Origin of the sequence: Micromonospora krabiensis (assembly GCF_900091425.1) — a bacterium.
Taxonomy (GTDB): Bacteria; Actinomycetota; Actinomycetes; order Mycobacteriales; family Micromonosporaceae; genus Micromonospora; species Micromonospora krabiensis.
The window spans coordinates 5,620,915-5,644,895 of sequence record NZ_LT598496.1 but is presented as its reverse complement, the minus strand read 5'-3'; the positions used below and the strand labels follow the sequence as shown (position 1 = coordinate 5,644,895).

At 73.0% G+C, this 23,981-nt stretch carries 21 protein-coding genes and 4 pseudogenes; 10 read left to right on the top strand and 15 right to left on the bottom strand.

What is annotated here, in order from left to right; genetic code table 11:
* Nucleotides 1-7: 7 nt before the first annotated feature.
* A complete protein-coding gene (locus GA0070620_RS25970; protein ID WP_091595093.1) occupies nucleotides 8-1,126 on the bottom strand; it encodes a GuaB3 family IMP dehydrogenase-related protein in 1,119 nt (372 codons plus the stop codon).
* 38 nt (nucleotides 1,127-1,164) lie between these two features.
* Complete coding sequence (gene guaB / locus GA0070620_RS25965) at nucleotides 1,165-2,727, bottom strand: IMP dehydrogenase (protein WP_091595091.1); 1,563 nt, start codon at nucleotides 2,725-2,727, stop codon at nucleotides 1,165-1,167.
* Nucleotides 2,728-2,944: 217 nt separating this feature from the next.
* Between guaB and GA0070620_RS25960 the strand changes: the two genes are divergently transcribed.
* The gene (locus tag GA0070620_RS25960; protein ID WP_091595089.1) at nucleotides 2,945-3,355 is read left to right on the top strand and encodes a DUF5319 domain-containing protein; all 411 of its coding nucleotides are present in this window, start codon (nucleotides 2,945-2,947) and stop codon (nucleotides 3,353-3,355) included.
* A gap of 58 nt (nucleotides 3,356-3,413) precedes the next feature.
* Here GA0070620_RS25960 and GA0070620_RS34325 read toward each other — a convergent pair.
* A pseudogene (locus GA0070620_RS34325) lies at nucleotides 3,414-3,611 on the bottom strand (response regulator transcription factor); the annotation flags it as partial.
* Nucleotides 3,612-3,817: 206 nt separating this feature from the next.
* Nucleotides 3,818-4,253, bottom strand: a pseudogene (locus GA0070620_RS34320) (helix-turn-helix transcriptional regulator); the annotation flags it as partial.
* A gap of 252 nt (nucleotides 4,254-4,505) precedes the next feature.
* On the opposite strand from GA0070620_RS34320, the gene GA0070620_RS25950 reads away from it, so the two are divergent.
* Nucleotides 4,506-4,889 (top strand): WhiB family transcriptional regulator, encoded by a 384-nt coding sequence (locus tag GA0070620_RS25950; protein WP_091599376.1) that lies wholly within the window; start codon nucleotides 4,506-4,508, stop codon nucleotides 4,887-4,889.
* Nucleotides 4,890-5,058: 169 nt separating this feature from the next.
* Here the strand turns inward: GA0070620_RS25950 and GA0070620_RS34315 are convergent.
* The 4 genes and pseudogenes from GA0070620_RS34315 to groES form a co-directional block, all read right to left on the bottom strand.
* Nucleotides 5,059-6,126: pseudogene (locus tag GA0070620_RS34315) on the bottom strand (molybdopterin-dependent oxidoreductase); the annotation flags it as partial.
* 87 nt (nucleotides 6,127-6,213) lie between these two features.
* A pseudogene (locus GA0070620_RS34310) lies at nucleotides 6,214-6,801 on the bottom strand (molybdopterin-binding oxidoreductase); the annotation flags it as partial.
* A gap of 125 nt (nucleotides 6,802-6,926) precedes the next feature.
* Nucleotides 6,927-8,573 carry a chaperonin GroEL gene (gene groL, locus GA0070620_RS25940; protein ID WP_091595084.1) on the bottom strand — a complete coding sequence of 549 codons (1,647 nt, stop codon included), beginning with the start codon at nucleotides 8,571-8,573 and terminating at the stop codon, nucleotides 6,927-6,929.
* Nucleotides 8,574-8,643: 70 nt separating this feature from the next.
* Nucleotides 8,644-8,958: a co-chaperone GroES gene (groES, locus tag GA0070620_RS25935; RefSeq protein ID WP_084757526.1), complete on the bottom strand. Its 315-nt coding sequence runs from the start codon at nucleotides 8,956-8,958 to the stop codon at nucleotides 8,644-8,646.
* A 295-nt stretch (nucleotides 8,959-9,253) separates the two neighbouring features.
* Here groES and GA0070620_RS25930 point away from each other — a divergent pair, with 295 nt between their 5' ends.
* The 8 genes from GA0070620_RS25930 (at nucleotide 9,254) to GA0070620_RS25895 (ending at nucleotide 17,040) form a co-directional block, all read left to right on the top strand.
* Nucleotides 9,254-10,465 (top strand): class I SAM-dependent methyltransferase, encoded by a 1,212-nt coding sequence (locus tag GA0070620_RS25930; protein ID WP_091595082.1) that lies wholly within the window; start codon nucleotides 9,254-9,256, stop codon nucleotides 10,463-10,465.
* A 10-nt stretch (nucleotides 10,466-10,475) separates the two neighbouring features.
* The gene (ybaK, locus tag GA0070620_RS25925) at nucleotides 10,476-10,955 is read left to right on the top strand and encodes a Cys-tRNA(Pro) deacylase (RefSeq protein ID WP_091599373.1); all 480 of its coding nucleotides are present in this window, start codon (nucleotides 10,476-10,478) and stop codon (nucleotides 10,953-10,955) included.
* Between the two features lie 336 nt (nucleotides 10,956-11,291).
* Nucleotides 11,292-12,389, top strand: a complete 1,098-nt coding sequence (locus GA0070620_RS25920; protein WP_091595080.1) for a sugar ABC transporter substrate-binding protein — start codon at nucleotides 11,292-11,294, stop codon at nucleotides 12,387-12,389.
* Nucleotides 12,390-12,502: 113 nt separating this feature from the next.
* Entirely contained in the window at nucleotides 12,503-13,324 is an 822-nt protein-coding gene (locus GA0070620_RS25915) for an ATP-binding cassette domain-containing protein (RefSeq protein ID WP_091595078.1), read from the top strand.
* On the top strand, nucleotides 13,321-14,580 hold the full coding sequence (locus GA0070620_RS25910; RefSeq protein ID WP_091595076.1) for a sugar ABC transporter permease: 1,260 nt from the start codon (nucleotides 13,321-13,323) through the stop codon (nucleotides 14,578-14,580). The genes GA0070620_RS25915 and GA0070620_RS25910 overlap by 4 nt, the downstream gene beginning before the upstream one ends.
* Before the next feature lie 24 nt (nucleotides 14,581-14,604).
* Nucleotides 14,605-15,783 carry an ROK family transcriptional regulator gene (locus GA0070620_RS25905; protein WP_091595074.1) on the top strand — a complete coding sequence of 393 codons (1,179 nt, stop codon included), beginning with the start codon at nucleotides 14,605-14,607 and terminating at the stop codon, nucleotides 15,781-15,783.
* 69 nt (nucleotides 15,784-15,852) lie between these two features.
* Complete coding sequence (locus GA0070620_RS25900) at nucleotides 15,853-16,149, top strand: DUF1707 SHOCT-like domain-containing protein (protein ID WP_091599370.1); 297 nt, start codon at nucleotides 15,853-15,855, stop codon at nucleotides 16,147-16,149.
* 153 nt (nucleotides 16,150-16,302) lie between these two features.
* A complete protein-coding gene (locus GA0070620_RS25895; RefSeq protein ID WP_091595072.1) occupies nucleotides 16,303-17,040 on the top strand; it encodes a DUF4142 domain-containing protein in 738 nt (245 codons plus the stop codon).
* A gap of 82 nt (nucleotides 17,041-17,122) precedes the next feature.
* On the opposite strand, the gene GA0070620_RS25890 is transcribed toward GA0070620_RS25895, so the two are convergent.
* The 7 genes from GA0070620_RS25890 to ung form a co-directional block, all read right to left on the bottom strand.
* A complete protein-coding gene (locus tag GA0070620_RS25890) occupies nucleotides 17,123-18,940 on the bottom strand; it encodes an ABC transporter ATP-binding protein (protein ID WP_091595070.1) in 1,818 nt (605 codons plus the stop codon).
* Nucleotides 18,940-20,640, bottom strand: coding sequence for an ABC transporter transmembrane domain-containing protein (locus GA0070620_RS25885; protein WP_091595068.1), 1,701 nt, complete (start codon nucleotides 20,638-20,640; stop codon nucleotides 18,940-18,942). The genes GA0070620_RS25890 and GA0070620_RS25885 overlap by 1 nt, the downstream gene beginning before the upstream one ends.
* Nucleotides 20,641-20,722: 82 nt before the next feature.
* Nucleotides 20,723-20,977 (bottom strand): hypothetical protein, encoded by a 255-nt coding sequence (locus tag GA0070620_RS25880; RefSeq protein WP_091595066.1) that lies wholly within the window; start codon nucleotides 20,975-20,977, stop codon nucleotides 20,723-20,725.
* Between the two features lie 10 nt (nucleotides 20,978-20,987).
* Entirely contained in the window at nucleotides 20,988-22,034 is a 1,047-nt protein-coding gene (gene tsaD, locus GA0070620_RS25875; protein ID WP_091595064.1) for a tRNA (adenosine(37)-N6)-threonylcarbamoyltransferase complex transferase subunit TsaD, read from the bottom strand.
* A 5-nt stretch (nucleotides 22,035-22,039) separates the two neighbouring features.
* Nucleotides 22,040-22,492 carry a ribosomal protein S18-alanine N-acetyltransferase gene (gene rimI / locus GA0070620_RS25870; RefSeq protein ID WP_091595062.1) on the bottom strand — a complete coding sequence of 151 codons (453 nt, stop codon included), beginning with the start codon at nucleotides 22,490-22,492 and terminating at the stop codon, nucleotides 22,040-22,042.
* On the bottom strand, nucleotides 22,489-23,166 hold the full coding sequence (gene tsaB / locus GA0070620_RS25865; protein WP_091595060.1) for a tRNA (adenosine(37)-N6)-threonylcarbamoyltransferase complex dimerization subunit type 1 TsaB: 678 nt from the start codon (nucleotides 23,164-23,166) through the stop codon (nucleotides 22,489-22,491). The genes rimI and tsaB overlap by 4 nt, the downstream gene beginning before the upstream one ends.
* A gap of 118 nt (nucleotides 23,167-23,284) precedes the next feature.
* Nucleotides 23,285-23,980: a uracil-DNA glycosylase gene (gene ung / locus GA0070620_RS25860; protein ID WP_091595058.1), complete on the bottom strand. Its 696-nt coding sequence runs from the start codon at nucleotides 23,978-23,980 to the stop codon at nucleotides 23,285-23,287.
* Nucleotide 23,981: the final 1 nt, after the last annotated feature.

Genomic DNA, 23,981 nt, shown 5'->3' with positions numbered 1-23,981 from the left:
GCGCAGGTCAGCGGTCCAGGACGAGGCCGACCTTCTGGAACTCCTTGAGGTCGCGGTAGCCGCACTTGGCCATCGCCCGGCGCAGCCCGCCGAAGAGGTTGAGCTGGCCGTCCGGCTCGTCGGCCGGGCCGAAGAGCAGCTGCTCCAGGGACCCGAGCGGCTCGCTGGCCGCCTCGAACGCGCCGCGCGGCAACGACGGGTGGCTGGCCGCCGAGTGCCACCAGGCGCCACCGGCGGGGGCCTCCGAGCAGAGCGAGAGCGGCTCGCCGAGCATCACCGCGTCCGCGCCGCAGCCGAGCGCCTTCGCGATGTCGCCCGAGGTCTGGAGGTCGCCGTCGGCGATGAGGTGCACGTACCGGCCGCCGGTCTCGTCCAGGTAGTCCCGGCGGGCGGCCGCCGCGTCGGCGATCGCCGTCGCCATCGGCACCCGGATGCCGAGCACCGACTCGGTGGTCGACCACTCGTCGCCGCCGATGCCGACGATGACGCCGGCCGCGCCCGTACGCATCAGGTGCAGCGCGGTCTTGTAGTCGGTGCAGCCGCCGACGATGACCGGCAGGTCGAGGTCGGCGATGAACTCCTTGAGGTTCAGCGGCTCGTCGGTCGTCGAGACGTGCTCGGCGGAGACGATGGTGCCCTGGATGACGAGGATGTCCACACCGGCGTCGAGGATCACCGGGGCGAGGGCCAGGGTGTGCTGCGGGGAGACCCGCACGGCGACCGTCCCGCCGCCCGCGCGCAGTTCGCGTACGCGCTCGGCGATCAGGTCGGGGCGGATCGGCTCCGCGTACACCTCCTGAAGACGCTTGGTGGCGCGGGCGTCCTCGTCGAGGCCGGCGAGCTCCTCAAGGATCTTGGCGGGGTTCTCGTAGCGGGTCCAGAGCCCTTCGACGTTGAGCACGCCGAGACCGCCGAGCTGCCCCAGCCGGACGGCCGAGGCGGGGCTCATGGTGGCGTCGGAGGGGTGCCCGACGCACGGGATGCCGAACTGGTAGGCGTCGAGCTGCCAGGCGGTGGAGACGTCGTCGACGTCCCGGGTGCGGCGACTCGGCACGATCGCGATGTCGTCCAGGTGGTAACCGCGCTGCGCGGTCTTGCCCAACCCGATCTCGACCACGTCACGCATGGGTCACTCCAGGTGTGTTCGGGGGTGGTGGGGGTGTGTCAGCGGGTGTGGTAGTTGGGGGCCTCGACGGTCATCTGGATGTCGTGGGGGTGGCTCTCCTTGAGACCCGCCGCGGTGATCCGGATCAGCTGCCCACGCCGGTGCAGCTCGGGGATGCTCTCCGCGCCCGCGTAGCCCATGGCCAGCCGCAGACCGCCGACGAGCTGGTGGGCGACCCGGGACAGCGGCCCCCGGTAGGGCACCTGGCCCTCGACGCCCTCCGGCACCAGCTTCTCGTCGCTGGTGACGTCCTGCTGGAAGTACCGGTCCTTCGAGTACGACTTGGCCTGGCCCCGGGACTGCATCGCACCGAGCGAACCCATCCCCCGGTACGTCTTGAACTGCTTGCCGTTGGCGAAGATCAGCTCGCCGGGGCTCTCCTCGCAGCCCGCGAGCAGGCTGCCGAGCATGACCGTGTCGGCACCGGCGACCAGCGCCTTGGCGATGTCGCCCGAGTACTGGATGCCACCGTCGCCGATCACCGGCACCCCGGCCGGCCGGGCGGCCCGCGCCGCCTCCATGATCGCGGTGATCTGCGGCACGCCGACGCCGGCCACGATGCGGGTGGTGCAGATCGCGCCCGGCCCGACGCCGACCTTCACGCCGTCGGCGCCGGCCTCGACCAGGGCCCGCGCCCCGGCGTACGTAGCGACGTTGCCGCCGACCACGTCGACGTTCACGTCCTTCTTGAGCCGGGCGACCATGTCCAGCACGGCGCGCTGGTGACCGTGGGCGGTGTCCACGATCAGCACGTCCACACCGGCGTCGACCAGGGCCCGCGCCCGCTTGTACGAGTCCTCGCCGACCCCGATCGCGGCGGCGACCCGCAGCCGGCCCGCCTCGTCCTTGGTGGCGTCCGGGTACTGCTCGCTCTTGGTGAAGTCCTTCACGGTGATCAGCCCGCGCAGCCGGCCCGAGCCGTCCACGATGGGCAGCTTCTCCACCTTGTGCTGGCGCAGCAGTCCCAGCGCCTCGTCCTTGCTCACCCCGACCTGCGCGGTGACCAGCGGGGTCCGGGTCATGATCTCCCGGACCGGGGTGTCCGGGTCGGAGACGAAACGCATGTCCCGGTTCGTCACGATGCCGACCAGCTCACCGTCGCGACCCACCACCGGCACACCGGAGATGCGGTAGCGGCCGCAGAGCGCGTCGACCTCGCGCAGGGTGTCGTCCGGGCTGGCGGTCACCGGGTTGGTGATCATGCCCGACTCGGAGCGCTTCACCAGGTCGACCTGGAGCGCCTGGTCCTCCACCGAGAGGTTGCGGTGCAGCACGCCGATGCCGCCCTGGCGGGCCATGGCGATCGCCATCGGCGCCTCGGTGACCGTGTCCATCGCGCTGGACAGCAGCGGCACGGAGAGGGTGACGTTGCGGCTCATCCGGGTGACGGTGTTCACCCGGCTGGGCACCACGTCCGACTCACCCGGCTGGAGGAGCACGTCGTCGAAGGTGAGGCCGAGCGGCACCACCCGCGCCGAACCGGCCGGCAACTCCGGCAGGTGGCCACCCAGCTCGCCGTGGTCGACGTCGGCGGGAAGAGCGGTGCTGGGCGAATTTTCCACGATTGCTCCCCTGAGCTGTTCGGTTCGGCGTCAGTGAGGTGGCGCAGGCAGGCACCGGAGGAGCGCCGCAGGCGGCGCGTCGCTCTCATCGTACCCAGTGAGCAGGGCCACCCCTCGGCGCGGCGGGGCCGACGGGCCGGTGTCGTCCCGTGGCCAGGGCGCGCGGGCACGCGCCACGGGGCGGGCGTCGGCGCGGCGTTGGGTCTACGGTGAGGGGGTGCACGAGGAGCCCATCGACCCGTTCAACGGCGACCCGGCCGATCCGGCCGCGGGCCTGCACGATCCGGGCGACGACGCACCGCTCGACCCGCTGACCGAGGTCGAGCGGCAGGACGTGCTGGAGGATCTCGCCGACCTGGAGATCTACCAGGCGCTGCTGGCCCCGATCGGGGTGCGGGGGCTCGTGATCGAGTGCGAGGACTGCCGGGAGCCGCACTACTTCGACTGGGACCTGCTCCGGGGCAACCTGCGACACCTGTTGAGCTCCGGCCGGCCCCGCGTGCACGAGCCGGCCTACGACCCGGATCCCGACCACTACGTCACCTGGGAGTACGCGCGGGGCTACGCCGACGGTGTGCACGACACCCTGACCGACGGCCACGACGAGGAGCCCAGCGCCGAGGCGTGACCCGGCGGGGCCGGCGAGGGTGTCGTCTCGCCGCCGGGCGAGCCCCAGGTGGCGGTGGTCAGGCCACCAGGCCGGCGCGGAAGCCGGCCGCGACCGCGTGCGCCCGGTCCCGGGCGCCGAGCTTGCGGAACAGCCGCCGAGCATGCGTCTTGACCGTGTCCTCCGACACGAACAGCTCGCGCCCGATCTCCGCGTTGCTCTTACCCTCGGCCATGCCGAGCAACACCTGGAGTTCGCGCTCGGTCAGCCCGATAGAGGCGCGGGCGGCCCGGACGTTCGGGCCCGGCCGCTGGCCGTCGGACGCACCACCCTCCGGCTCTCCGCCGGCCTCGGGGCCGTCATCACCGCGCTGGACGGGCACCACCGACGGGGCGCCCCCGGGGCCCTCCACGGCCGGCCCCTCGGCCGGTCCGGCCGCCCACTCCGGGCCGTGCTCGCCGGAGGACCGGGCGGCCCCCGCCGAGCGGACCGGGCCACCCACGGCCGCGGTGTCCCGGGCCGGGTCGGTGACTCGGTGTCGGGCGGCCCGCCCGGGCGCCGAGAGCAGCAGCAACGCCTTGGCGACCGCGCTGGTCAGATCGTGGTCGACGCCCTGGATCAGGCCACGGGCGCCGGCGCTGATGGTGGCTGCCGCCGCCTCGGACTCCTCCGCGCCGAACAGCAGCACCGCGGCCTGTGGTGCCCGCGCCAGGACGCGGCGGACGAAGCCGGCGCTGTCCGGGCGGGTGAGCGCCGTGTCGGCCAGGATCACATCCGGTTGACGCTCGGCGAGCCGCAACATCACCTCGGGATCGGAGACAGCGGTACGGACGGCCGCGGACAGTCCCAACCGGGCTGCCGCCGATGTCAGGTGCTGCGCCGCGAGCGGTGTCCGGACGCAGACGAGAACGGTACGCACTGGGGCTCTCCTCTCCGCCAACGAGCAGACCACGACGGGGTCAGCCGAGGAGGAGGTTCCCGGCAATCCTCCGAACTTTTCCGACAGATGGGGCATATGCCGCACCTTGTCCGAGGTTTTCGATCACGAGACGTGTGAGTCGTGGGAAGGGCGGGTACCGGTGGGCCAGCCGGTAACGGTGCGCCTGCGCGGCCCGCCGCCCGAACACCGGCCATGAGTATCTCGCGGTGCCGCACGGGAGGAGGGGTGCTGATGTCGAACGTACGTAGACTGCCCGGACCCATCGTCGATCTCTGGGACTGGCAGCGGCTCGGCGCTTGCCGGGGCCGGGACAGTGCCCAGTTCTTCCACCCCGACGGCGAGCGGGGCTCCTCCCGACTGCGCCGTGAGTCCGGCGCCAAGGCCGTCTGCCGCGCCTGCCCGGTCCGCGCCGAGTGCGCGGCGCACGCGCTGTCGGTACGCGAGCCGTACGGCGTCTGGGGGGGTTTCAGCGAGTCCGAGCGGCTGCGCCTGCTGGCCCTCGGCTGGGAGGACCTGGCCGACCGCCGGCAGAGCCGCGTCGACGTCGCCCGCCTGGAGGCCCGCCTCGGCCGCCCGCACAAGTCGACCGTCCCCAGCCAACGCAACGTGGCCTGACCCCACCCCCACCCCCACCCCCCCTCCCGTCCCCTCCCCCCTCGGCTCGGTGATCAAGAGGTTTGCGTCACGTTGGAGATCAACGGTGACGCAAACCTCTTGATCACCCGGAAACCGTTCCCGGAGGGGCGGGGGCGGGGGGGGCGGGGGGGGCCGGGGGGTGGGGGGGTTAGGTGACTTTTACCTGGACGGTGTGCCAGCCGGTGGCGCCGTCGGGGGCGACGTCCTGCTCGCGGGAGGTCTGGGTCTCGCCGGTGCTGTCCGTGGCACGGACCTGGAGGCGGTGCTCCCCCGGCGTCGCGTCCCAGGCCCACGACCACTGGACCCAGGTGTCCACCGAGACGGTCGGCGCCAGCTCCGCCTCCTGCCACGGCCCGTCATCGACGCGTACCTCGACCCGTTGGACGCCCCGGTGCTGCGCCCAGGCCACCCCGGCCACCATCACCCGGCCGGCGGTGAGCCGGTTGCGCGCGCGAGGCGCGTCGATCCGCGACTGGGTCTTGATCGGCCCCTGCGCCGACCACCCCCTCGGCACCCAGTACGCGTCGAAGTCCGCGAAGCTCGTCAGCTCCAGCTCGGTCACCCACTTGCACGCCGACACGTACCCGTAGAGGCCCGGCACCACCATCCGCACCGGGAACCCGTGCTCGACCGGCAGCGGCTCACCGTTCATGCCCACCGCCAGCAGCGCGTCCCGCCCGTCGCGCAGCGCCGCCGTCGGGGTGCCGCAGGTCCAACCGTCGACCGAGCGCCCGACCACCTGGTCCGCACCCTCCTCCGGCTCGACCTCGTCCAGCAGGTCCTTGATCGGTACGCCGAGCCAGCGCGCGTTGCCGATCAGGTCCCCGCCGACCTCGTTGGACACGCAGGCGAGCGTCACGTAGCGCTCGACCATCGGCCGGGCGAGCAGGTCGGCGAAGCTCAACGTCAACGGCTTGCGGACCCGTCCGTGGATGCGCAGCCGCCACGTCTCCGGGTCCACCTGCGGCACCACCAGCGCCGTGTCGATGCGGTAGAAGCCGAAGTTCGGCGTCACGTACGGCGCCAGCTGGGTCAGGGACAGGTCGGCGCCGGCCGGCACCGCGGGGGCGGGCGAGACCGGCGCGGGCAGCACCACCGCCTCCCGGGCCGCCGTCACGCCCCGGCGGCCGGCCAGCCAGCGGCCGCCGAACCCGCCCACCGCGGCCACACCGAGCAGCACGCCCGCGCCGGTCAGGAACCGCCGCCGGGACTGCGGGTCGGTGACCTCCAGCGGCCCACCGCCCGGCGCCGGGCCGGTCCCGGCCTGATCCCCTCCGGTCCCGGCCTGGTCCGGCACCGCCGGTGGACCGCTCGCGTCCTGTCGAGCTGCCCCGGAGCTGGGGCGCCCCGTTTCCGGGGCAGCTCGAAAGGACCCGGACCCATCCTCGGAGGGGAGCGACGCCGGCGTCCCCTCGCCTGCGGCGGGGGCGGTCGGTGGTGTCCACGGCCAGGGGTCGAGTTCCAGCGGGCCGGCGACGAACGCCCACAGGGCCAGCGCGCCGAGCCCGGCACCGACCAGCGTGGGCAGGGCGTAGAGGGCGTCCGCGCCGGGCCGGGTCAGGGCGGCGGCGACGCCGACCGCGCCGAAGGCGGCGATGCCGGCGAGGCCGACCGCCAGTCGGCGTACGGCGAGCAGGCCGATCAGCGCCGCGAAGGCCGCGAGCAGCAGCCCGGTGCCGGCCAGCAGGGCGACCTTGTCGTACCGGCCGAAGACGTCGATCGCGAACTGTTTCAGCGGCTCGGGCACGGTGTCGACGACCACGCCGCCGACCGCGACCAGGGGCGCCGAGCGGGGGCCGGACAGCACGGCGGCCAGTTCCGCGGTGCCGATCGCCACGGCGGCGGCGGTGATCCCGGCCAGGGCGGCGTACCCGCGTGTCGTGGAGCTCATACGGCCCAGTGTTTCCGATCATCCGGGCCGGCCGGTAGTGACGTCAGCGTTCGGTAAGGACCCCACCTACGGGTCGGGGCACACCGCCGGGTGGCGGTGTGCCCCGATCGGGCGTACGACGTGGGTCAGAAGCCCGGGCCGTGCTGGTGGCCGTGGCCGTGCGAGTGGCCGTGCCCACCTGCGGCGGCCGGCTCCGGCTCGGCCGGCTTCTCCACCACGAGGCTCTCCGTGGTGAGGAGCAGGCCGGCGATGGAGGCGGCGTTGGAGACCGCGTTGCGGGTCACCTTCACCGGGTCCAGGATGCCGGCCTTGGCCAGGTCGACGTACTCGCCGGTGGCGGCGTTCAGGCCGTTGCCCCAGTCGGCGGCGGCGACCTTCTGCACCACCACGTAGCCGTCGTGGCCGGCGTTCTGGGCGATCCAGCGCAGCGGCTCGACCAGCGCCTTGCGGACGATCGAGACACCGACCTTCTCGTCACCGGTGAACCCGAGGTCGTCGTCGAGCGCCGGCAGGATCTGCGCCAGGGCGGCGCCACCACCGGGCACCGTGCCCTCCTCGACGGCGGCCTTGGTGGCGGCGATCGCGTCCTCGATGCGGTGCTTGCGCTCCTTCATCTCGACCTCGGTCGCGCCGCCGGCCTTGATGACGGCGATGCCGCCGGACAGCTTCGCCAGCCGCTCGGCGAGCTTCTCCCGGTCCCACTCGGAGTCCGAGGCCTCGATCTCCTTGCGGATCTGGGCCACCCGGTCCGCGACGTCGGCGGACTGGCCGCCGCCGTCGACGATCGTGGTGTTGTCCTTGTCGACCACGACGCGCCGGGCGGTGCCCAGCACCTCCAGGCCGACCTGGTCGAGCTTGTAACCCAGCTCCGGCGCGATCAGCTCGGCGCCGGTGATGATCGCCATGTCCTGGAGCATCGCCTTGCGCCGGTCGCCGAAGCCGGGGGCCTTGACCGCGCAGACCTTGAGGGTCTTGCGGATCGAGTTGACCACCAGGGTGGAGAGCGCCTGGCCCTCCACGTCCTCGGCGATGATCAGCAGCGGCTTGCTGTTCTGCAGGACCTTCTCCAGCAGCGGCAGCAGCTCCTCGATCGCGGAGATCTTCTGCGTGGTGATCAGGATGTACGCGTCCTCCAGGACGGACTCCTGCGCCTCCGCGTCGGTGACGAAGTTCGGGGAGATGAAGCCCTTGTCGAACTGGAGACCCTCGGTCACGTCCAGCTCGGTGGCGAGGGTGGAGCCCTCCTCGACGGTGATGACACCGTCGCGGCCCACCCGCTCCATCGCCTCGGCGATCAGGTCACCGATGGTGGCGTCCTGCGCGGAGACGGTCGCGACGTGCGCGATCGACTCCTTGCCGGCCACCTCGACGGCCCGGCCGAGCAGCGCCTCGGAGACCTTGTTGGCCGCCGCGTCGATGCCCCGCTTGAGACCGGTCGGGTTGGCACCGGCGGCCACGTTGCGCAGGCCCTCGCGGACCATCGCCTGGGCCAGCACGGTCGCGGTGGTGGTCCCGTCGCCGGCGACGTCGTTGGTCTTGGTCGCCACCTCCTTGACCAGCTGCGCGCCGAGGTTCTCGTACGGGTTGGTGAGCTCGATCTCCTTGGCGATGGTCACGCCATCGTTGGTGATCGTCGGCGCACCGAATTTCTTGTCCAGGACGACGTTGCGCCCGCGCGGGCCGAGGGTGACCTTGACCGCGTCCGCGAGGGCGTTGACACCGTGCTCCAGCAGGTGCCGGGCGTCGTCCGAGAAGCTCAGGATCTTCGCCATGAATGTCCCTTCAAGCGACGGCGCCCCGGCCCGGCGAGCCGGACCGGGGCACCGAACACTGATCGGTTGCTTACTTCTCGATGACCGCGAGGACGTCACGGGCGGAGAGCACCAGGTACTCCTCGCCCGCGTATTTGACCTCGGTGCCGCCGTACTTCGAGTAGAGAACGGTGTCGCCGACCTTGACGTCGAGCGGAACACGGTTGCCGTTGTCGTCGATCCGGCCCGGGCCGACAGCGAGGACGGTGCCCTCCTGCGGCTTCTCCTTGGCGGTGTCGGGGATCACGATGCCCGACGCCGTGGTGGTCTCAGCCTCGTTCGCCTGGACCACGATCCGGTCCTCGAGCGGCTTGATCGCAACCTTGGTCGCGGTAGTCACGGGCATACCCTCCTGGGGTACTGGTTTCTGTGCTGGTCGACCGGGGCCGACCAGCGTCAATCTGCCACATGCCACCGGGCGGGGCCGTCGTCGCGGGTGCCGGTCCGCCTGGCGTTTCAGCGCCCGGGTCGGACGACCCGGAAGCTGGCACCCTCAGGGTGAGAGTGCTAATCGCAGGTTATTCCGTGGCTAGCACTCCGTCAAGGAGAGTGCCAACGCCGCCGACCCGTGTCGCCCACGACCCGCCCCGCGCCGACACACCCCGGTCCGGTCACCCCGACCGGAGCCGGACAATGAGTGGGTGGATCTCGACCAGCTGGCCGCGCTGCGTACCCCGGACGGGAGGGCCGCGCTCGACGCGGCGACCCGGGTGGCCGGCGGCGACCCGCTGGCCGCGGCGTCGGCCCTGCGCGCGGCCGGCGTACCGGCCGGCCTGGCGGCGGCCGCGCTGACCCAGGCCGAGCTGCGCCGCCGGGCGACCGGCAAGTTCGGGCCGTCCGCCGCCGGCATGTTCTTCACCCGACCCGGCCTGGAGCAGGCCACCCGCCGGGTGGTCGCCGACCGGCGGGCCGCGCGGCTGCGCGCCGCGGGCGTGGGCACGCTCGCCGACCTGGGTTGCGGGCTGGGCGCCGACGCGCTCGCCGCGGGACGGGCCGGCATCCGGGTGTACGCGATCGAGGCCGACCCGCTGACCGCGGCCATGGCGACCGCCAACGTGGCGGCGGCCGGGCTGGCCGAGCTGGTGACCGTGGAGTGCGGCGACGCGACCGCGTTCGACGTGAGCCGAGTCGATGCGGTGTTCTGCGATCCGGCACGGCGGTCGTCCGGCACCGGCCGACGGATCTTCGACCCGAGCGCCTACTCGCCGCCGTGGGACTTCGTCGTCGGCCTGGCCGAACGGACGCCCCGCACGGTGGTCAAGGTGGCCCCGGGAATCGACCACGCGCTCATTCCGGCCGGGGCCGAGGCCGAGTGGGTCGGGGTCGACGGCGACCTGGTGGAGGCGGCGCTGTGGTGCGGCCGGCTCGCCGAGGTGCCCCGCCGGGCCACCCTGCTCCGGCAGGAGCCGCCGGCCGGTAAGCCGACTGCCCCCGTCGAGCAGCTCACCGGTGGGGGCGACCGCGAGGCGACGGTCGGCCCGGTACGGCGCTTCCTGCACGACCCCGACCCGGCCGTGGTCCGCGCCCACCTGGTCGCCGAGCTGGCCGACCGTCTCGACGCCACGCTGGGCGACCCGGACATCGCCTACCTGTACGCCGACACTCCGGCGACCAGCCCGTTCACCCGCTGCCTGGAGGTGACCGACGTGCTGCCGTTCTCGCTCAAGCGGCTGCGCGCGCTGCTGCGTGACCGGGGCGTCGGCCGGGTGGAGATCCTCAAGCGCGGTTCGGCGCTGACGCCGGAGCAGCTCCGGCGGGACCTACGGCTGGCCGGTGACGCCGCGGCGAGTCTGGTGCTCACCCGGGTCGCCGGTGCGCCGACCGTCCTGGTGTGCCAACCGGTGACCGGCTAGGTTGTCGATCGTGGCGGGACAGGGCACACCGGCGACGGCACTGCTGGCGAAGCGGAAGATCGCCCACCGCACGCACCCGTACACGGTGGACCCGGACGCGTCGAACTACGGCGCGCTCGTCGCGGCGGCCCTCGGCGTGCCCCCGGAGCGGGTCTTCAAGTCGCTGGTCACCGAGGTCGACGGGGGGCTCACCGTCGCGGTGGTGCCGGTGACCGGCGAGCTGGACCTCAAGGCGCTCGCGGCGGCCGTCGGCGGCAAGCGGGCGGCGCTCGCGGACCGGGCGGTCGCCGAGCGGGCCACCGGCTACGTACGCGGTGGGATCAGCCCGCTCGGTCAGCGCAAGCGGCTGCCCACCGTGCTCGACGCCTCGGCGTTGGACTTCCCCACCGTCTACGTCTCGGCCGGCCGGCGCGGCCTCCAGCTCGAACTGGCCCCGGCCGACCTGGTCGCGCTGACCGACGCGCGGACCGCCTCGCTCGCCACCCGCTGACCGCTCCTCCACCACCCGCCGGCCCCGGGCGGGAGCCTCGGCCGTCCTGCCGGCCTCCATTGTGGACTGATCACCCGGCCGCACCGCGTCTGGGCCGTGACGCCCGTCACGAGCGCCCGTCACCACGGGGACTGGGGGTTTCCTCCGGAGCGGGAGTGCCGGATGGAGAACGTTTTCGTAGTTGGTGACCTGGGAGTGACGGGCGCGTTGCTGAATTGTTACCGGCCCCAACAAACTCGCCACCTCGGCGCTCTTGTGCCCCAGGTGTGACCGGGAATACGTTGCCGGGCACAACAAAAACAAACACCAATCCCCCACCCCGAAAGGACCCTGCACATGCGTAAGGGGCTCCTCACCTTCGCCGCCGTGGGCCTCCTGGCCACCGGCAGCATGGCCGCGTGCGGCGACAACTCCGGTGACGGCGGGCAGGCCGGCTCGGAGAAGACTCCGAAGATCGGCGTGATCCTCCCGGACAGCAAGTCCTCCGCCCGCTGGGAGGGCGCGGACCGTAAGTTCCTGGAAGAGGCGTTCAAGGCCGCCGGCGTCCAGTACGACATCCAGAACGCCCAGGGCGACAAGACCCAGTTCCAGACCATCGCCGACCAGATGATCACCAACGGCGTCACCGCCCTGATGATCGTCAACCTGGACTCCGGCACCGGCAAGGCCGTGCTGGACAAGGCGAAGTCCCAGGGCGTCGCGACCATCGACTACGACCGGCTCACCCTCGGCGGCTCGGCCCAGTACTACGTCAGCTTCGACAACGAGGCCGTCGGCAAGCTCCAGGGCGAGGGCCTGGTCAAGTGCCTCACCGACAAGGGCGTGAAGAACCCGTCCGTCGTGTACCTCAACGGCTCCCCCACCGACAACAACGCGACGCTGTTCAAGAACGGGTACGACTCGATCCTCAAGCCGAAGTTCGACTCCAAGGAGTACACCAAGCAGGCGGACGACTCGGTGCCCGAGTGGGACAACGCCCGCGCCGCCACGATCTTCGAGCAGCAGCTCACCAACGCCAAGGGCAAGATCGACGGTGTGCTCGCCGCCAACGACGGCCTGGGGAACGCCGCCATCTCCATCCTCAAGAAGAACAACCTGAACGGGAAGGTCCCGGTCACCGGTCAGGACGCCACCCCCGAGGGCCTGCAGAACATCCTCGCCGGTGACCAGTGCATGACCGTCTACAAGGCCATCCGCGAGGAGGCCAAGGCCGCCTCCGACCTGGCCATCGCACTCGCCAAGGGTGAGCGCAAGGAGACCGGCCAGACGGTCAAGGACCCCGAGGGCGGCCGGGACGTGGCGTCCGTGCTGCTGACCCCGAAGGCGATCTACAAGGAGAACGTCAAGGACGTCATCGCCGACGGGTTCGTCACCAAGGAGGAGATCTGCACCGGCGCCTACGCCAAGCTCTGCACCGACGCCGGCATCAGCTGACCTGACGTACCCGCCGAGGCGTAGCCCACCGCCCGGCACGGGAGTTCCCCTCCCGTGCCGGGCGGCGCTCGCCGGTCGGGCTCCGAGATCCCCTCCGTCCGAAGGAGACCCCCGTGTCCGCAACACCCCTGCTGGAGCTACGCGGGATCGACAAGAGCTTCGGTCCCGTCCAGGTTCTCCGCGACGTCGCCCTCACCGCCCACGCGGGCGAGGTGACCGCGCTCGTCGGCGACAACGGCGCCGGCAAGTCGACCCTGGTCAAGTGCATCAGCGGCATCTACTCGACCGACGCCGGCGAGTTCCGCTTCGACGGCCAGCCGGTGAGCATCAACAGCCCCCGGGACGCGGCCGCCCTCGGCATCGAGGTCGTCTACCAGGATCTCGCGCTCTGCGACAACCTCGACATCGTGCAGAACATGTTCCTCGGCCGGGAGAAGCGCAACGGCATCGTGCTCGACGAGCCGACCATGGAGCAGATGGCCGCGGAGACGCTCGCCGGGCTCTCCGTACGCACCGTCAAGTCGCTACGCCAGCACGTCTCCAGCCTCTCCGGCGGGCAACGACAGACCGTGGCGATCGCCAAGGCGGTCCTCTGGAACAGCCGGCTCGTCGTCCTGGACGAGCCGACCGCCGCGCTGGGCGTGGCGCAGACCGCGCAGGTCCTCGAACTGGTCCGCCGGCTCGCCGACAACGGCCTCGCCGTGGTGCTCATCTCGCACAACATGAACGACGTCTTCGCCGTCTCCGACCGGATCGCCGCGCTCTACCTCGGTCAGATGGTCGCCCAGGTGAAGACCACCGACATCACCCACTCGCAGATCGTCGAGCTGATCACCGCCGGGCGTTCCGGCGGTCTCGGCATCGCCGCCGACGCGACCCCGGCGAACGGCAACGGCTCCGCACCGGCCGCCCCGTCCACAGGAGGCACCCGATGACCACGACCGTCGTGCAGAAGGAAGGCCCGGCGGCCGTCACACCGGCGCCCACCGTCGCCAGCCACGCACGCAACTACTGGAGCCGCGTACGCGGCGGCGACATCGGCGCGCTGCCGGCCGTCCTCGGCCTGCTCGTGCTCTGCACGGTCTTCTCGATCGCGCGGCCGACGTTCCTCACCGCCGGCAACTTCGCCAACCTGTTCACCCAGGGGGCGGCGACCGCCCTGATCGCGATGGGGCTGATCTTCGTCCTGCTGCTCGGCGAGATCGACCTCTCCGCCGGCTACGCGAGCGGCGTCTGCGCGGCCGTGCTGGCCAACGTGGTGACCGTGCTCGGCTACCCCTGGTACGTCGCGGTGCTCGCGGCGATCCTCACCGGCGTCGTCATCGGCACCACGCTCGGTCTGCTCGTCGCCAAGATCGGCATTCCGTCGTTCGTGGTGACCCTCGCCGGGTTCCTCGCGTTCCAGGGCATCGCGCTGATGCTCATGGAGGAGGGGCGGAACATCTCCGTACGCGACGAGACGCTGCTGGCCATCGCCAACCGCAACCTCCCCCCGCTGCTCGGCTGGGTGCTGGTCGTCGTGGCGGTCGCCGGGTATGCGACCGCCCAACTGCTGCGGCACCGCAACCGCGCGGCCCGTGGACTGGTCACCGACCCGATCGCGGTGGTGTTCGCCCGAGTCGGCGGCCTCGCCCTGATCCTCGGGGTGGCGGTGTTCATCCTCAACCTGGAGCGCAGCCGCAACGTCGTCATCTCCTCGCTCAAGGGCGTGCCGATCGTGGTGCCGATCATCGCGGTGCTGCTGGTCGTCTGGACGTTCGTGCTCCAGCGCACCAGCTACGGCCGGCACGTCTACGCCGTCGGCGGCAACCAGGAGGCCGCCCGCCGGGCCGGCATCGACGTCGACCGGATCCGCATCTCGGTCTTCGTGATCTGCTCCTCGATGGCCGCCCTCGGCGGCATCGTGGCGGCCAGCCGGGCCAACTCGGTCGACCCGAACACCGGCGGCAGCAGCGTCCTGCTCTACGCCGTGGGCGCGGCGGTCATCGGCGGCACCAGCCTCTTCGGCGGCAAGGGCCGGGTGCTCGACGCGGTGCTCGGCGGCGCGGTCATCGCCGTCATCGACAACGGCATGGGCCTGATGGGGTACAGCTCCGGCGTCAAGTACGTGCTCACCGGCGCGGTGCTGCTCCTCGCCGCGAGCGTGGACGCCTTCACCCGCCGCCGGTCGGCGGCGACCGGCACCCGCTGACCCACGCCTCCCGGAGTACCACCCATGCGCGCAGGACCGAGCCAGGACGAGATCCGTCGACAAAACCTCGGTGCGCTGTTGCGTCACGTTCACGTCCACGGGGCCACCACCCGGGCGGAACTGACCACCGCGCTCGGGCTGAACCGCAGCACCATCGGCGCGCTGACCGCCGAACTGGCCGGCGCCGGCCTCGTCACCGAGGGCGCGCCGAAGGAGACCGGCCGGGCCGGGCGACCATCGCTGGTCGTCCGGCCCGAGTCGGGCCGCGTCTACGCGTACGCGTACAGCATCGAGGTCGACCGGATGCGCGCCGCGCGGATCGGTCTCGGCGGTGCCGTGCTCGACCGCCGGGAGCTGGACCGGCCCCGCGGGCTGGTGGCCGCGGACGCCGCACCGCTGCTCGCCGGCGCGGCCAAGGACATGCAGCAGGCGGTGCCCGCCGACGCGGTGTGCGTCGGCACCGGGGTCGCGGTCTGCGGGATGGTCCGCCGGCAGGACGGCCTGGTGCGCCTCGGGCCCACCACCGGCTGGGTGGACGAGCCCATCGGCGCGGCGCTCGCCGAACTGGACGTCGACGCGCCGATCACGGTGGGCAACGTCGCCGACGTCGCCGCCTTCGCCGAGTACGCCCGGGGCGCCGCCGCCGGCTGTGACAACGTCATCTACCTGTACGGCGACGTCGGCGTCGGCGCCGGCATCATCGCCGGGGGCCGCCGGGTCACCGGCCACGGCGGGTACGGCGGCGAGGTCGGCCACATGAAGGTCGTCCTCGACGGTGAACGCTGCGAGTGCGGCTCGCGCGGCTGCTGGGAGACCGAGATCGGCGAGCACGCCCTGCTGCGCAAGGCCGGCCGCTCCGACGCCCGGGGCCGCGACGCGTTGCTCGCCCTCTTCGACGCCGCCGACCGCGGCGACGCGCGGGCCAGCTCGGCGGTACGACAGGCCGGCGACTGGCTCGGCTTCGGCGTCGCCAACCTGGTCAACATCTTCAACCCGGAGATGGTCATCTTCGGCGGCACCATGCGCGACCTGTACCTCGCGTCGGCCGCGCCGATCCGCAGCCGCCTCAACGCCAACGCGCTGCCCGCCTGCCTGGAGCACGTACGACTGCGCACCCCGAAGCTCGGCCAGGACGCCGCCCTGATCGGCGCCGCCGAACTCGCCTTCGAACGGCTCCTCGCCGATCCGCTCGACGTGGGCTGATCGGTGCCGGGCGCGGGTCGGCCGACCGGCGGAGCCCGTCGGGGCGTCCCGCTGCGTACCCTGTCCGACGTGGACGTCGAGCTGCGGGCCTCGGACGACGACCGGCACCGGGTGGTCAGCGCGTTGCAGGGACACACCGCGGCCGGCCGACTCACCCTGGACGAGTTCTCCGACCGGGTGGGCGCGGTCTGGACGGCCCGCACGATGGCCGATCTCGCCGCGCTGACCCGCGACCTGCCCGCGCCCGTCGCACCGTCCGCGACCGACGCCGGCCTCGGGCAACACCGCCGGGAGCTGCTGGTCGTCTTCGTCGTCGCCGTGCTCACGCTGTTCGTGCTCGGCGCGTACATGGCGCTCACCCGCTGAACCGCGGGCAGCGGCCCGCCGCCGCCACGTCGAACAGTGTGTCGACGGCTGAACTGATCGCGCGATCAGTCCGTACCAGTGGGCGGACGGGCGGTCGTCGGGGTGGCCGCCCGGTCAGACGCGTTCGCGCCGGACCGAGGAGGCACCGCAGACATGGCATCGCTCAGATCCGCCCGTCACCGGTCGGGACACCGGGTTCACCGCGCGGCGGTGCTGCTCACCGCGATCGTGGCGGCGGTCGCCGTGCTGCCCGGCGTCGCCGTGGCCGCGCCGGCCGGGCAACAACTGAACGCCGCCGACATGACGCTGCTCAACGGCGTACGGCTGGCCGGGCTGTGGGAGATGCCGGCCGGGCAGATGGCGGCCGAGAAGGGCCAGTCGGCGAAGGTTCGGGAGATCGGCGCGGCCATCGCCACCGAGCACCAGGAGTTGGACCAGCTCGTGGTGGACGCGGCGAACAAGCTGGGCGCCAGCATCCCCACCGACCCGACGGCCGAGCAGAAGGGCTGGCTGTCGGAGATGCAGAACTCCTCCGGCGCCCGGTTCGACCAGATCTTCGTCACCCGGCTCCGGGTCGCCCACGGCAAGATCTTCCCGGTGATCGGGGCGGTGCGGGCCAGCACCCGGGACGCCACCGTACGCAAGCTCTGCGACGACGCGAACCGCTTCGTCATGCACCACATGCAGATGCTGGAGAGCACCGGCCTGGTCCGCTGGCCCGAACTGCCGCCCGCGGTGCTGCCCGCGCCCGGCAACGACGGGCTGCTCGCGGCCGCGTCCGCCAACTCCGGCCCTCAGGTCGGCGTCAGCAGCACGGTCGTCTGGCTGGTCTTCCTCGCCGCCCTCGGCACCGGCGGTCTGGCCACCTACCGCCTCCTCCGCCGCACCTGACCGCCCGCCCGGCTGGGCCCTAGCGCCGTTGATCAAGAGGTTTGCGTCACCGGAAGCCGGAATTCTGACGCAAACCTCTTGATCAACGCGGGTCGGTGGGGGTGGGGCCGTGCCAGGAGCGCCAGAGGGCGGCGTACGAGCCGTCGGCCGCGACCAACTCGTCGTGCGAGCCCAGCTCGGTGATCCGACCTTCCTCGACCACGGCCACCCGGTCGGCGTCGTGGGCGGAGAAGAGCCGGTGCGCGATGGCGATCACCGTCCGTCCTTCGAGCACGGCGGCCAAAGAACGCTCCAGCTGCCGCGCGGCCCGCGGGTCGATCAGCGAGGTGGCCTCGTCCAGCACCAGCGTGTGTGGGTCGGCCAGCACGAGCCGGGCCAGCGCCAGCTGCTGCGCCTGCGCCGGGGAGAGCGGGTGCCCACCCGAGCCGACCACGGTGTCCAGCCCGTCGGGCAGCGCGTCCGCCCAGTCCAGGGCGGCCACCGCGGCGAGCGCCGAGCGTACGTCCGCCTCGGTCGCCGTGGGGCGCACCATCGACACGTTGTCGCGGAGCGTACCGATGAAGACGTGGTGCTCCTGCGTGACCAGCGCGACGTGCGAGCGCAGCTCGGCCAGGGGCAGCGTGTCCAGGCGGCGGCCGGCGGCGGTGACCGAGCCGGTACGCGGGGCGTGCACCCCGGCCAGCAGCCGGCCGAGGGTGGACTTGCCGGCGCCCGACGGGCCGACCATGGCCAGCTTCTCCCCCGGTTCCGGCACCAGCGTCACGCCGTGCAGCACGTCCCGGCCCGACCGGTACGCGTAGCGGACGTCCCGCGCCGCCAGCTGCCGGTCCCGACCGCCGACCGGAGCGGCGGCACCGGCGGGAGCAGCCGCACCGGACCCGCCCGGACCAGCCGCACGGGCCCCGGTGCCGCCCGGTACCCGCTCCGGCTGGGCCACCCCGAGCAGGCGGGCCATCGAGGCACCACCGACCTGAAGCTCGTCCAGCCAGGAGAGCAGCCGGTCCACCGGGTCGACGAGCTGCTGCACGTAGAGCGTCGCGGCGGTGACCTGGCCGAGGCTCACCCAGCCCTTCAGGTGGAACCAGCCGCCGATGACGAGGGTCGCCACCACGGGCACCACGTAACCGATCTCCGCGACCGGGAAGAACACCGTCCGCAGGCGCAGCGTGTACATCTCGGCCGCGTACGACCGGCGGATGTCCCGGTCGGTGCGGGCCCGGCGGCGGGCCTGCTGCCGCAACGCCTCGGTGGTCCGTGAGCCCTCGACGGTCTCGCTGATCCCGTCGGTGATGTCCGAGTACGCGGCGTTCTCCCGCAGGTAGCCGTCCGGTGCGCGGCGCAGGTACCAGCGGGTGCCCGCCCACAGCACCGGCACGGCGATCAGGCAGGGCAGCGCGAGCAGCGGGCCGACCAGCAGCAGCCCGCCGATGATGAAGCCACCCGTGACGACCGCGATCAGCGTCTCGGGCACGGCGAGGCGGACCGTCCGGGACAGCGCCGACACGTCACGGGACGTCCGGGTCAGCAGGTCACCGGTGCCCGCCCGCTCCACGGTGGACAGTGGCAGGGCCAGCACCCGGTCGACGAACTCCTCGCGCAGCTGCGCCAGCACCCGCTCCCCGAGCCGCGCCGACGCGAGCACCGCGAACCGCACCAGCACCGCCTGCACCACCACGAACCCGGCGATCAGCAGCGCGATGCGGTCCACGGTCACCTGGGACGTACCCCGGGAGATGCCCTCGACCAGGTCACCGAGCAGGCGCGGCGCGGCCAGCCCGGCCGCGGCGGCGAGCGCGTGCAGGCCGAGCGCGACGGCGAGCGCCCGCGGATGCCGGCGCACCAACGTCCGGGCGTACCGGCGGACCTGGGTCGCGTCGGCGACCGGCAGCGTCGTCGCCATCAGTTCTCCCCCCGGCTGACCATGGCCCGGTAACGCGGCTCGGTCTCGTACAGCTCCGCGTGGCGCCCCTCGGCGACCACCTTCCCGTCCTCCACGAAGATCACGTGGTCGGCCTGCCCGAGCAGCAGTGGGCTGGTCGTGCAGGCCAGGGTGGTGCGGCCGGCCCGGGCGGCGCCGAGCCGCGCGGCGATCCGCGCCTCCGTGTGCGCGTCCACCGCGCTCGTCGGCTCGACCAGCAGCAGGGTCTCCGGGTCCGCGACGAGCGCCCGCGCCAGCCGCAGCCGCTGCTGCTGCCCGCCGGAGAACTCGCGGCCCCGCTCCGCGACGGGGCTGTCCAGCCCGTCCGGCAGGGCGTCGACGATGTCGGTGGCGCTCGCCGCTCGCAGCGCCCCGTCGAGCGTCGCGCCGTCGGTCTCGTCCCGCGGGTCCAGCTCCGACCGCAGCGTGCCGGTGAACAGACGCGCGTCGTTGTCGGCCACCAGGATCCGCTCCCGCACCGTCGCCAGCGTCAGCTCCCGCAGCGGTACGCCGTGCAGCGTCGCCTCCGAGTCGGTGTACCGGCCCAACCGGTCCACGATCGCCGCCGCGTCCTCCGGTGTGCTGGCCGCCAACGCGGTGAACCGGCCTGCCGGCACCCGCACCCCGGACTCGACGTCGACCAGCTCGCCCGGCCCGTCGGGCACGGCCACCGGGCGCGACGGGTCCCGCAGGTCCGGTTCGAGCCGGAGCAGTCGCACCACCCGGCGGGCGGCGACGTGGCCCCGGGTCACCTTGTCCACCGCCTCGGTGAGCTGCCGCAGCGGGCTGACGAGGAACGCCGTGTAGCCGTAGAAGGCGACGAGCTGTCCCGCGCTGATCTCACCGGCCAGCGCGAACCGCGCCCCGAGCCAGGTGACCAGCACCAGGAACGCACCGGGCAGCAGCACCTGCGCCGCCTCCAGCAGCGACTGGACCCGCGCCACCCGTACGCCGTGCGCGCGCAGCGCCTGCGACTGGGTCCGGTAGCGGGCCGACAGCACCGCCTCGCCACCTACCCCGCGCAGCACCCGCAGCCCGGAGACGATGTCCCCGGCCCGGGTGGTCAGTGCCCCCTCGGCGTCCCGGTACGCGTGCTGCTGCCGGTGCAGCGGCCGGATCAGCAGCCCGACGACCGCCATCAGCACCGGTACGCCCAGCACCACGACCAGCCCGAGCGGCACCGACGCGTCCAGCAGGATCACCGCCACCGTCACGATGGCGACCAGCGCGCCGGCGCCCCGGGCGGTGATCTCGATCGCGTGACCGATCTGGTCGATGTCGGAGGTGCCGATGCTCACCACCTCGCCGGTGGCCACCCGCCGGGGCAGGGCAGCGCCGAGCCGGTTGGCGGTCTCGACGGTGAGCCGCACTGTCCGGTACGCGGCGGCGAGCCAGTTGCGCACCGCGCACTGGTGGCGCAGGATCCCGGCGACGGCCTGGAGCACGCCCAGCCCGAGCAGGATCAGGCCCCAGGTGACCAGCGCGCCCTCGTCTCGACGGCTCAGCCCGTCCACGGCGCGGCCGACGGCGGCCGGCATCAGCGCCTGCGCGACCATCCAGATGACGCCGAGCAGCAGGCCGGCGCCGAACAGCAGCTTGTTCCGGGCGGCCAGCCAGAGCAGGTAGCGGGTCGCCGACCGGGAGTCAGGTACGCCGGGGTCGCCGGCCGGTGAGAAGCCCATCGCCCGTCGACGCTAGGCGCCACCTGGTTGCCCACGCGAACCAATTTCCGCTGGTCGGACGTGTCGTGGGACACGCGGTACGTCAGCGGTCGACCTGGGTGAAGTCCCAGGAGTGCGGCGGCCGGGCGACCAGCATGGCCGGCGGGTCGGGCAGCGGACGCGGGTTGCTGCGCCACTTCGAGACCACGACCACGCGGTGGTCGGTGGACGAGTAGACCTCGCTGGAGACGTGCAGCGGGTCGTGGTCGAAGTCGGGCAGCGCGGTGTCGCAGACCCAGGTGATCAGGTCGGCGACCCCGTACGACTCGGCGCGTGCCTCCCACATGCGGACGATCACCGGTGCTCCCTCACACGCTGACGACGGTCAGCGGCATGGCCGAGTCGGCGGGCAGGTCGAGCCGGCTCGGTGCGACGCCCGCGGCAACCAGGTGCGAGCCGAGCGCCGCGACCATCGCGCCGTTGTCGGTGCAGAGCTTCGGTCGGGGCACCCGCACCTGGATGCCGTACTTCTCGGCCCGCTGCTCGGCCATCGCCCGCAGCCGCGAGTTCGCCGCCACGCCCCCACCGATCACCAGGGTCTCGATGCCGTTGGCCCGGCAGGCGTCCAGCGCCTTGGTGGTGAGCACGTCGCAGACGGCCTCCTGGAAGGACGCGGCCACGTCGGCGACGGGCACCGGCTCGCCGGCTCGCTGCCGCGCCTCCACCCAGCGGGCGACCGCCGTCTTCAAACCGGAGAACGAGAAGTCGTAGCGGTGGGCGGCGAGGTCCTTCGCGGCGGTGAGCCCGCGCGGGAAGGCGATGCTCGCGGCGTTGCCGGCCCGCGCCTCGCGGTCGATCGGCGGGCCGCCGGGGAACGGCAGCCCGAGCAGCCGGGCCACCTTGTCGAACGCCTCACCGGCCGCGTCGTCGATGGTGGCGCCGAGCGGGGTGACCCCGCGGGCGAGGTCGTCGACGAGCAGCAGCGACGAGTGCCCGCCGGAGACCAGCAGGGCGATCGCCGGCTCGGGCAGCGGCCCGTGTTCCAGCGTGTCCACGGCGACGTGCGCGGCGAGGTGGTTCACCCCGTAGACGGGCTTCTCGGCGGCGAGCGCGTAGCCCTTGGCGGCGGCCACGCCGACGAGCAGCGCGCCGGCCAGCCCCGGCCCGGAGGTGACGGCGATCGCGTCGACGTCCGCGATCGTCACGCCGGCCTCCTTGAGGGCCCGGTCCATGGTGGGCACGATCGCCTCCAGGTGGGCCCGGCTGGCCACCTCCGGCACCACGCCTCCGAACCGCGCGTGCTCCTCGACGCTGGAGGCCAGCGCGTCGGCCAGCAGGGTGTGCCCGCGGACGATACCGACCCCGGTCTCGTCGCAGGAGGTCTCGATGCCGAGGATCAGGGGTTCGTCAGCCATCGGGGTCAGTCCTCGTCCCGCTGCATGACCAGCGCGTCGGTGTTGCTCGGTTGGTAGTAGCCGCGCCGTACGCCGATCGGCTCGAAGCCGTACGTCGCGTAGAGCCGCTGGGCGGCGGAGTTGTCCACGGCCACCTCCAGCAGGGTGCTGCGGGCGCCGCGCCGGGTCGCCTCGGCGAGCAGGTCCTCCAGCAGGGCACGGCCGACGCCGCGGCGCTGCGCGTCCCGCCGCACGGCGATGTTCTGCACCCACACCTCGTCGGGCGGGGCACCGGCCAGCCCGGCGTACCCGATCACCGAGCCGTCGGCGTCGACCGCGACCCGGTAGTGGTGTCCGTTCGCGAGTTCGTTCCAGAACATCGCCGGCGACCACTGCTCGGCGCCGAACAGGTCCGCCTCGATGGGTAGCACCTCGTCGATGTGCCACCACCGGAACCGGTCGATCCGGACGGTCGTCATGGGAGGACCGGCTTGCGGGCGATCGAGGCGACCGCGTCCGGGCGGCGCAGGTAGAGCGGGGTGAGCCGGTCCCCGGGAGCGCCGGCCCGGATCCGCTCGGAGGCCAGCAGGGCCAGCGTGACGGGGTCCGGGTAACGCGGCTCGGCGCGGACCGGCAGGTCGAGGATCTCCGCGTACCGGTGGGCGCCGTCGCCGACCGCCACCGTGGCCGCGAGGTCCCGGGCCCGCGCGGCGGCCACTCCGGGCGTGTCCACCTCCGGCCCGACGATCCGCTGGCCGGCACCGTCGTAGACCGCCCAGTAGATCTCCTTGCGCCGCGCGTCGCTCGCCGCCAGGACCGGTTCGCCGGCGGCCGCCGGGTGGCCGATGCCGTCCAGCGAGCAGACGCCGTACGTGGGGATGCCCAGCACCTGCCCCATCGTGGCGGCGGTGACCAGGCCCACCCGCAGCCCGGTGAACGGCCCGGGGCCGAGCCCGGCGACGATCGCCGCCAGGTCGGTGGGCCGGGCGTCGGCGTCGGCGAGGACCGCGTCGACCTCCGGCGCGAGCAGTTCACCATGCGCGCGGGCGTCGACCGTGCACCGGCTGGCGCGGAGCGTGACGCCCTCCGCTGAAATCTCCACCAGGGCCGCGGTCACCGCGGGGGTCGAGCTGTCCACCACGAGTACGAGCACGGTATGCCAGCCTAGCCGCCCCCGCCGTCACGGCGTGTGACGCCCCGGGTCTCGCCGGCACGGACGGGCCCTCGCCCCGGACCGGAGGAGCGGCCGGGGCGCGGGGCGGGGTGCGGCGTCAGCCGGCCGAACGCTCCCAGTCGATGGTGGGCAGGCCGGCGTCGGCGAGCGCCTTGTTGGCCGCGCTGAAGGGACGGCTGCCGAGGAAGCCACGCGGGTTCATCGGGCTGGGGTGGCCCGCCTCCAGCACCACGTGCTGCGGGTTGGTGACCAGCGCCGCCTTCTTGCGGGCGTAGCCGCCCCAGAGCAGGAAGACCACCCGGCCCGGAGCGACGTCGAGGGCGCGGATGGTCGCGTCGGTGAACTCCTCCCAGCCCCGGTTGGCGTGCGAGCCGGGGGTGGCCTGGCGGACGGTGAGCACCGAGTTGAGCAGCAGCACGCCCTGGGCGGCCCAGCCGTCGAGGTTGCCGCTGCGCGGCTTCGGCACCCCCAGGTCCTCGCCGAGCTCCTTGAAGACGTTGCGCAGCGACGGCGGCACCGACACGCCCTCGCGGACGCTGAAGCTGAGCCCGTGCGCCTGCCCGGCCCGGTGGTAGGGGTCCTGCCCGAGGATCAGCACCCGGCACGCCTGCGGCGAGCAGAGCCGGTAGGCGGAGAACAGGTCCTCCAGCGGCGGGAAGACGGTCTCGGTCGCGTATTCGCGGGCCACGAACTCGGCGAGCGCCGCGGTGCGCGCCGGGTCGAGGTGCGGGGTGAGCGCGACGCGCCACTCGTCGGGCAGCAACGCGAGCAGGTCCAGGGGTACGACGGCCATC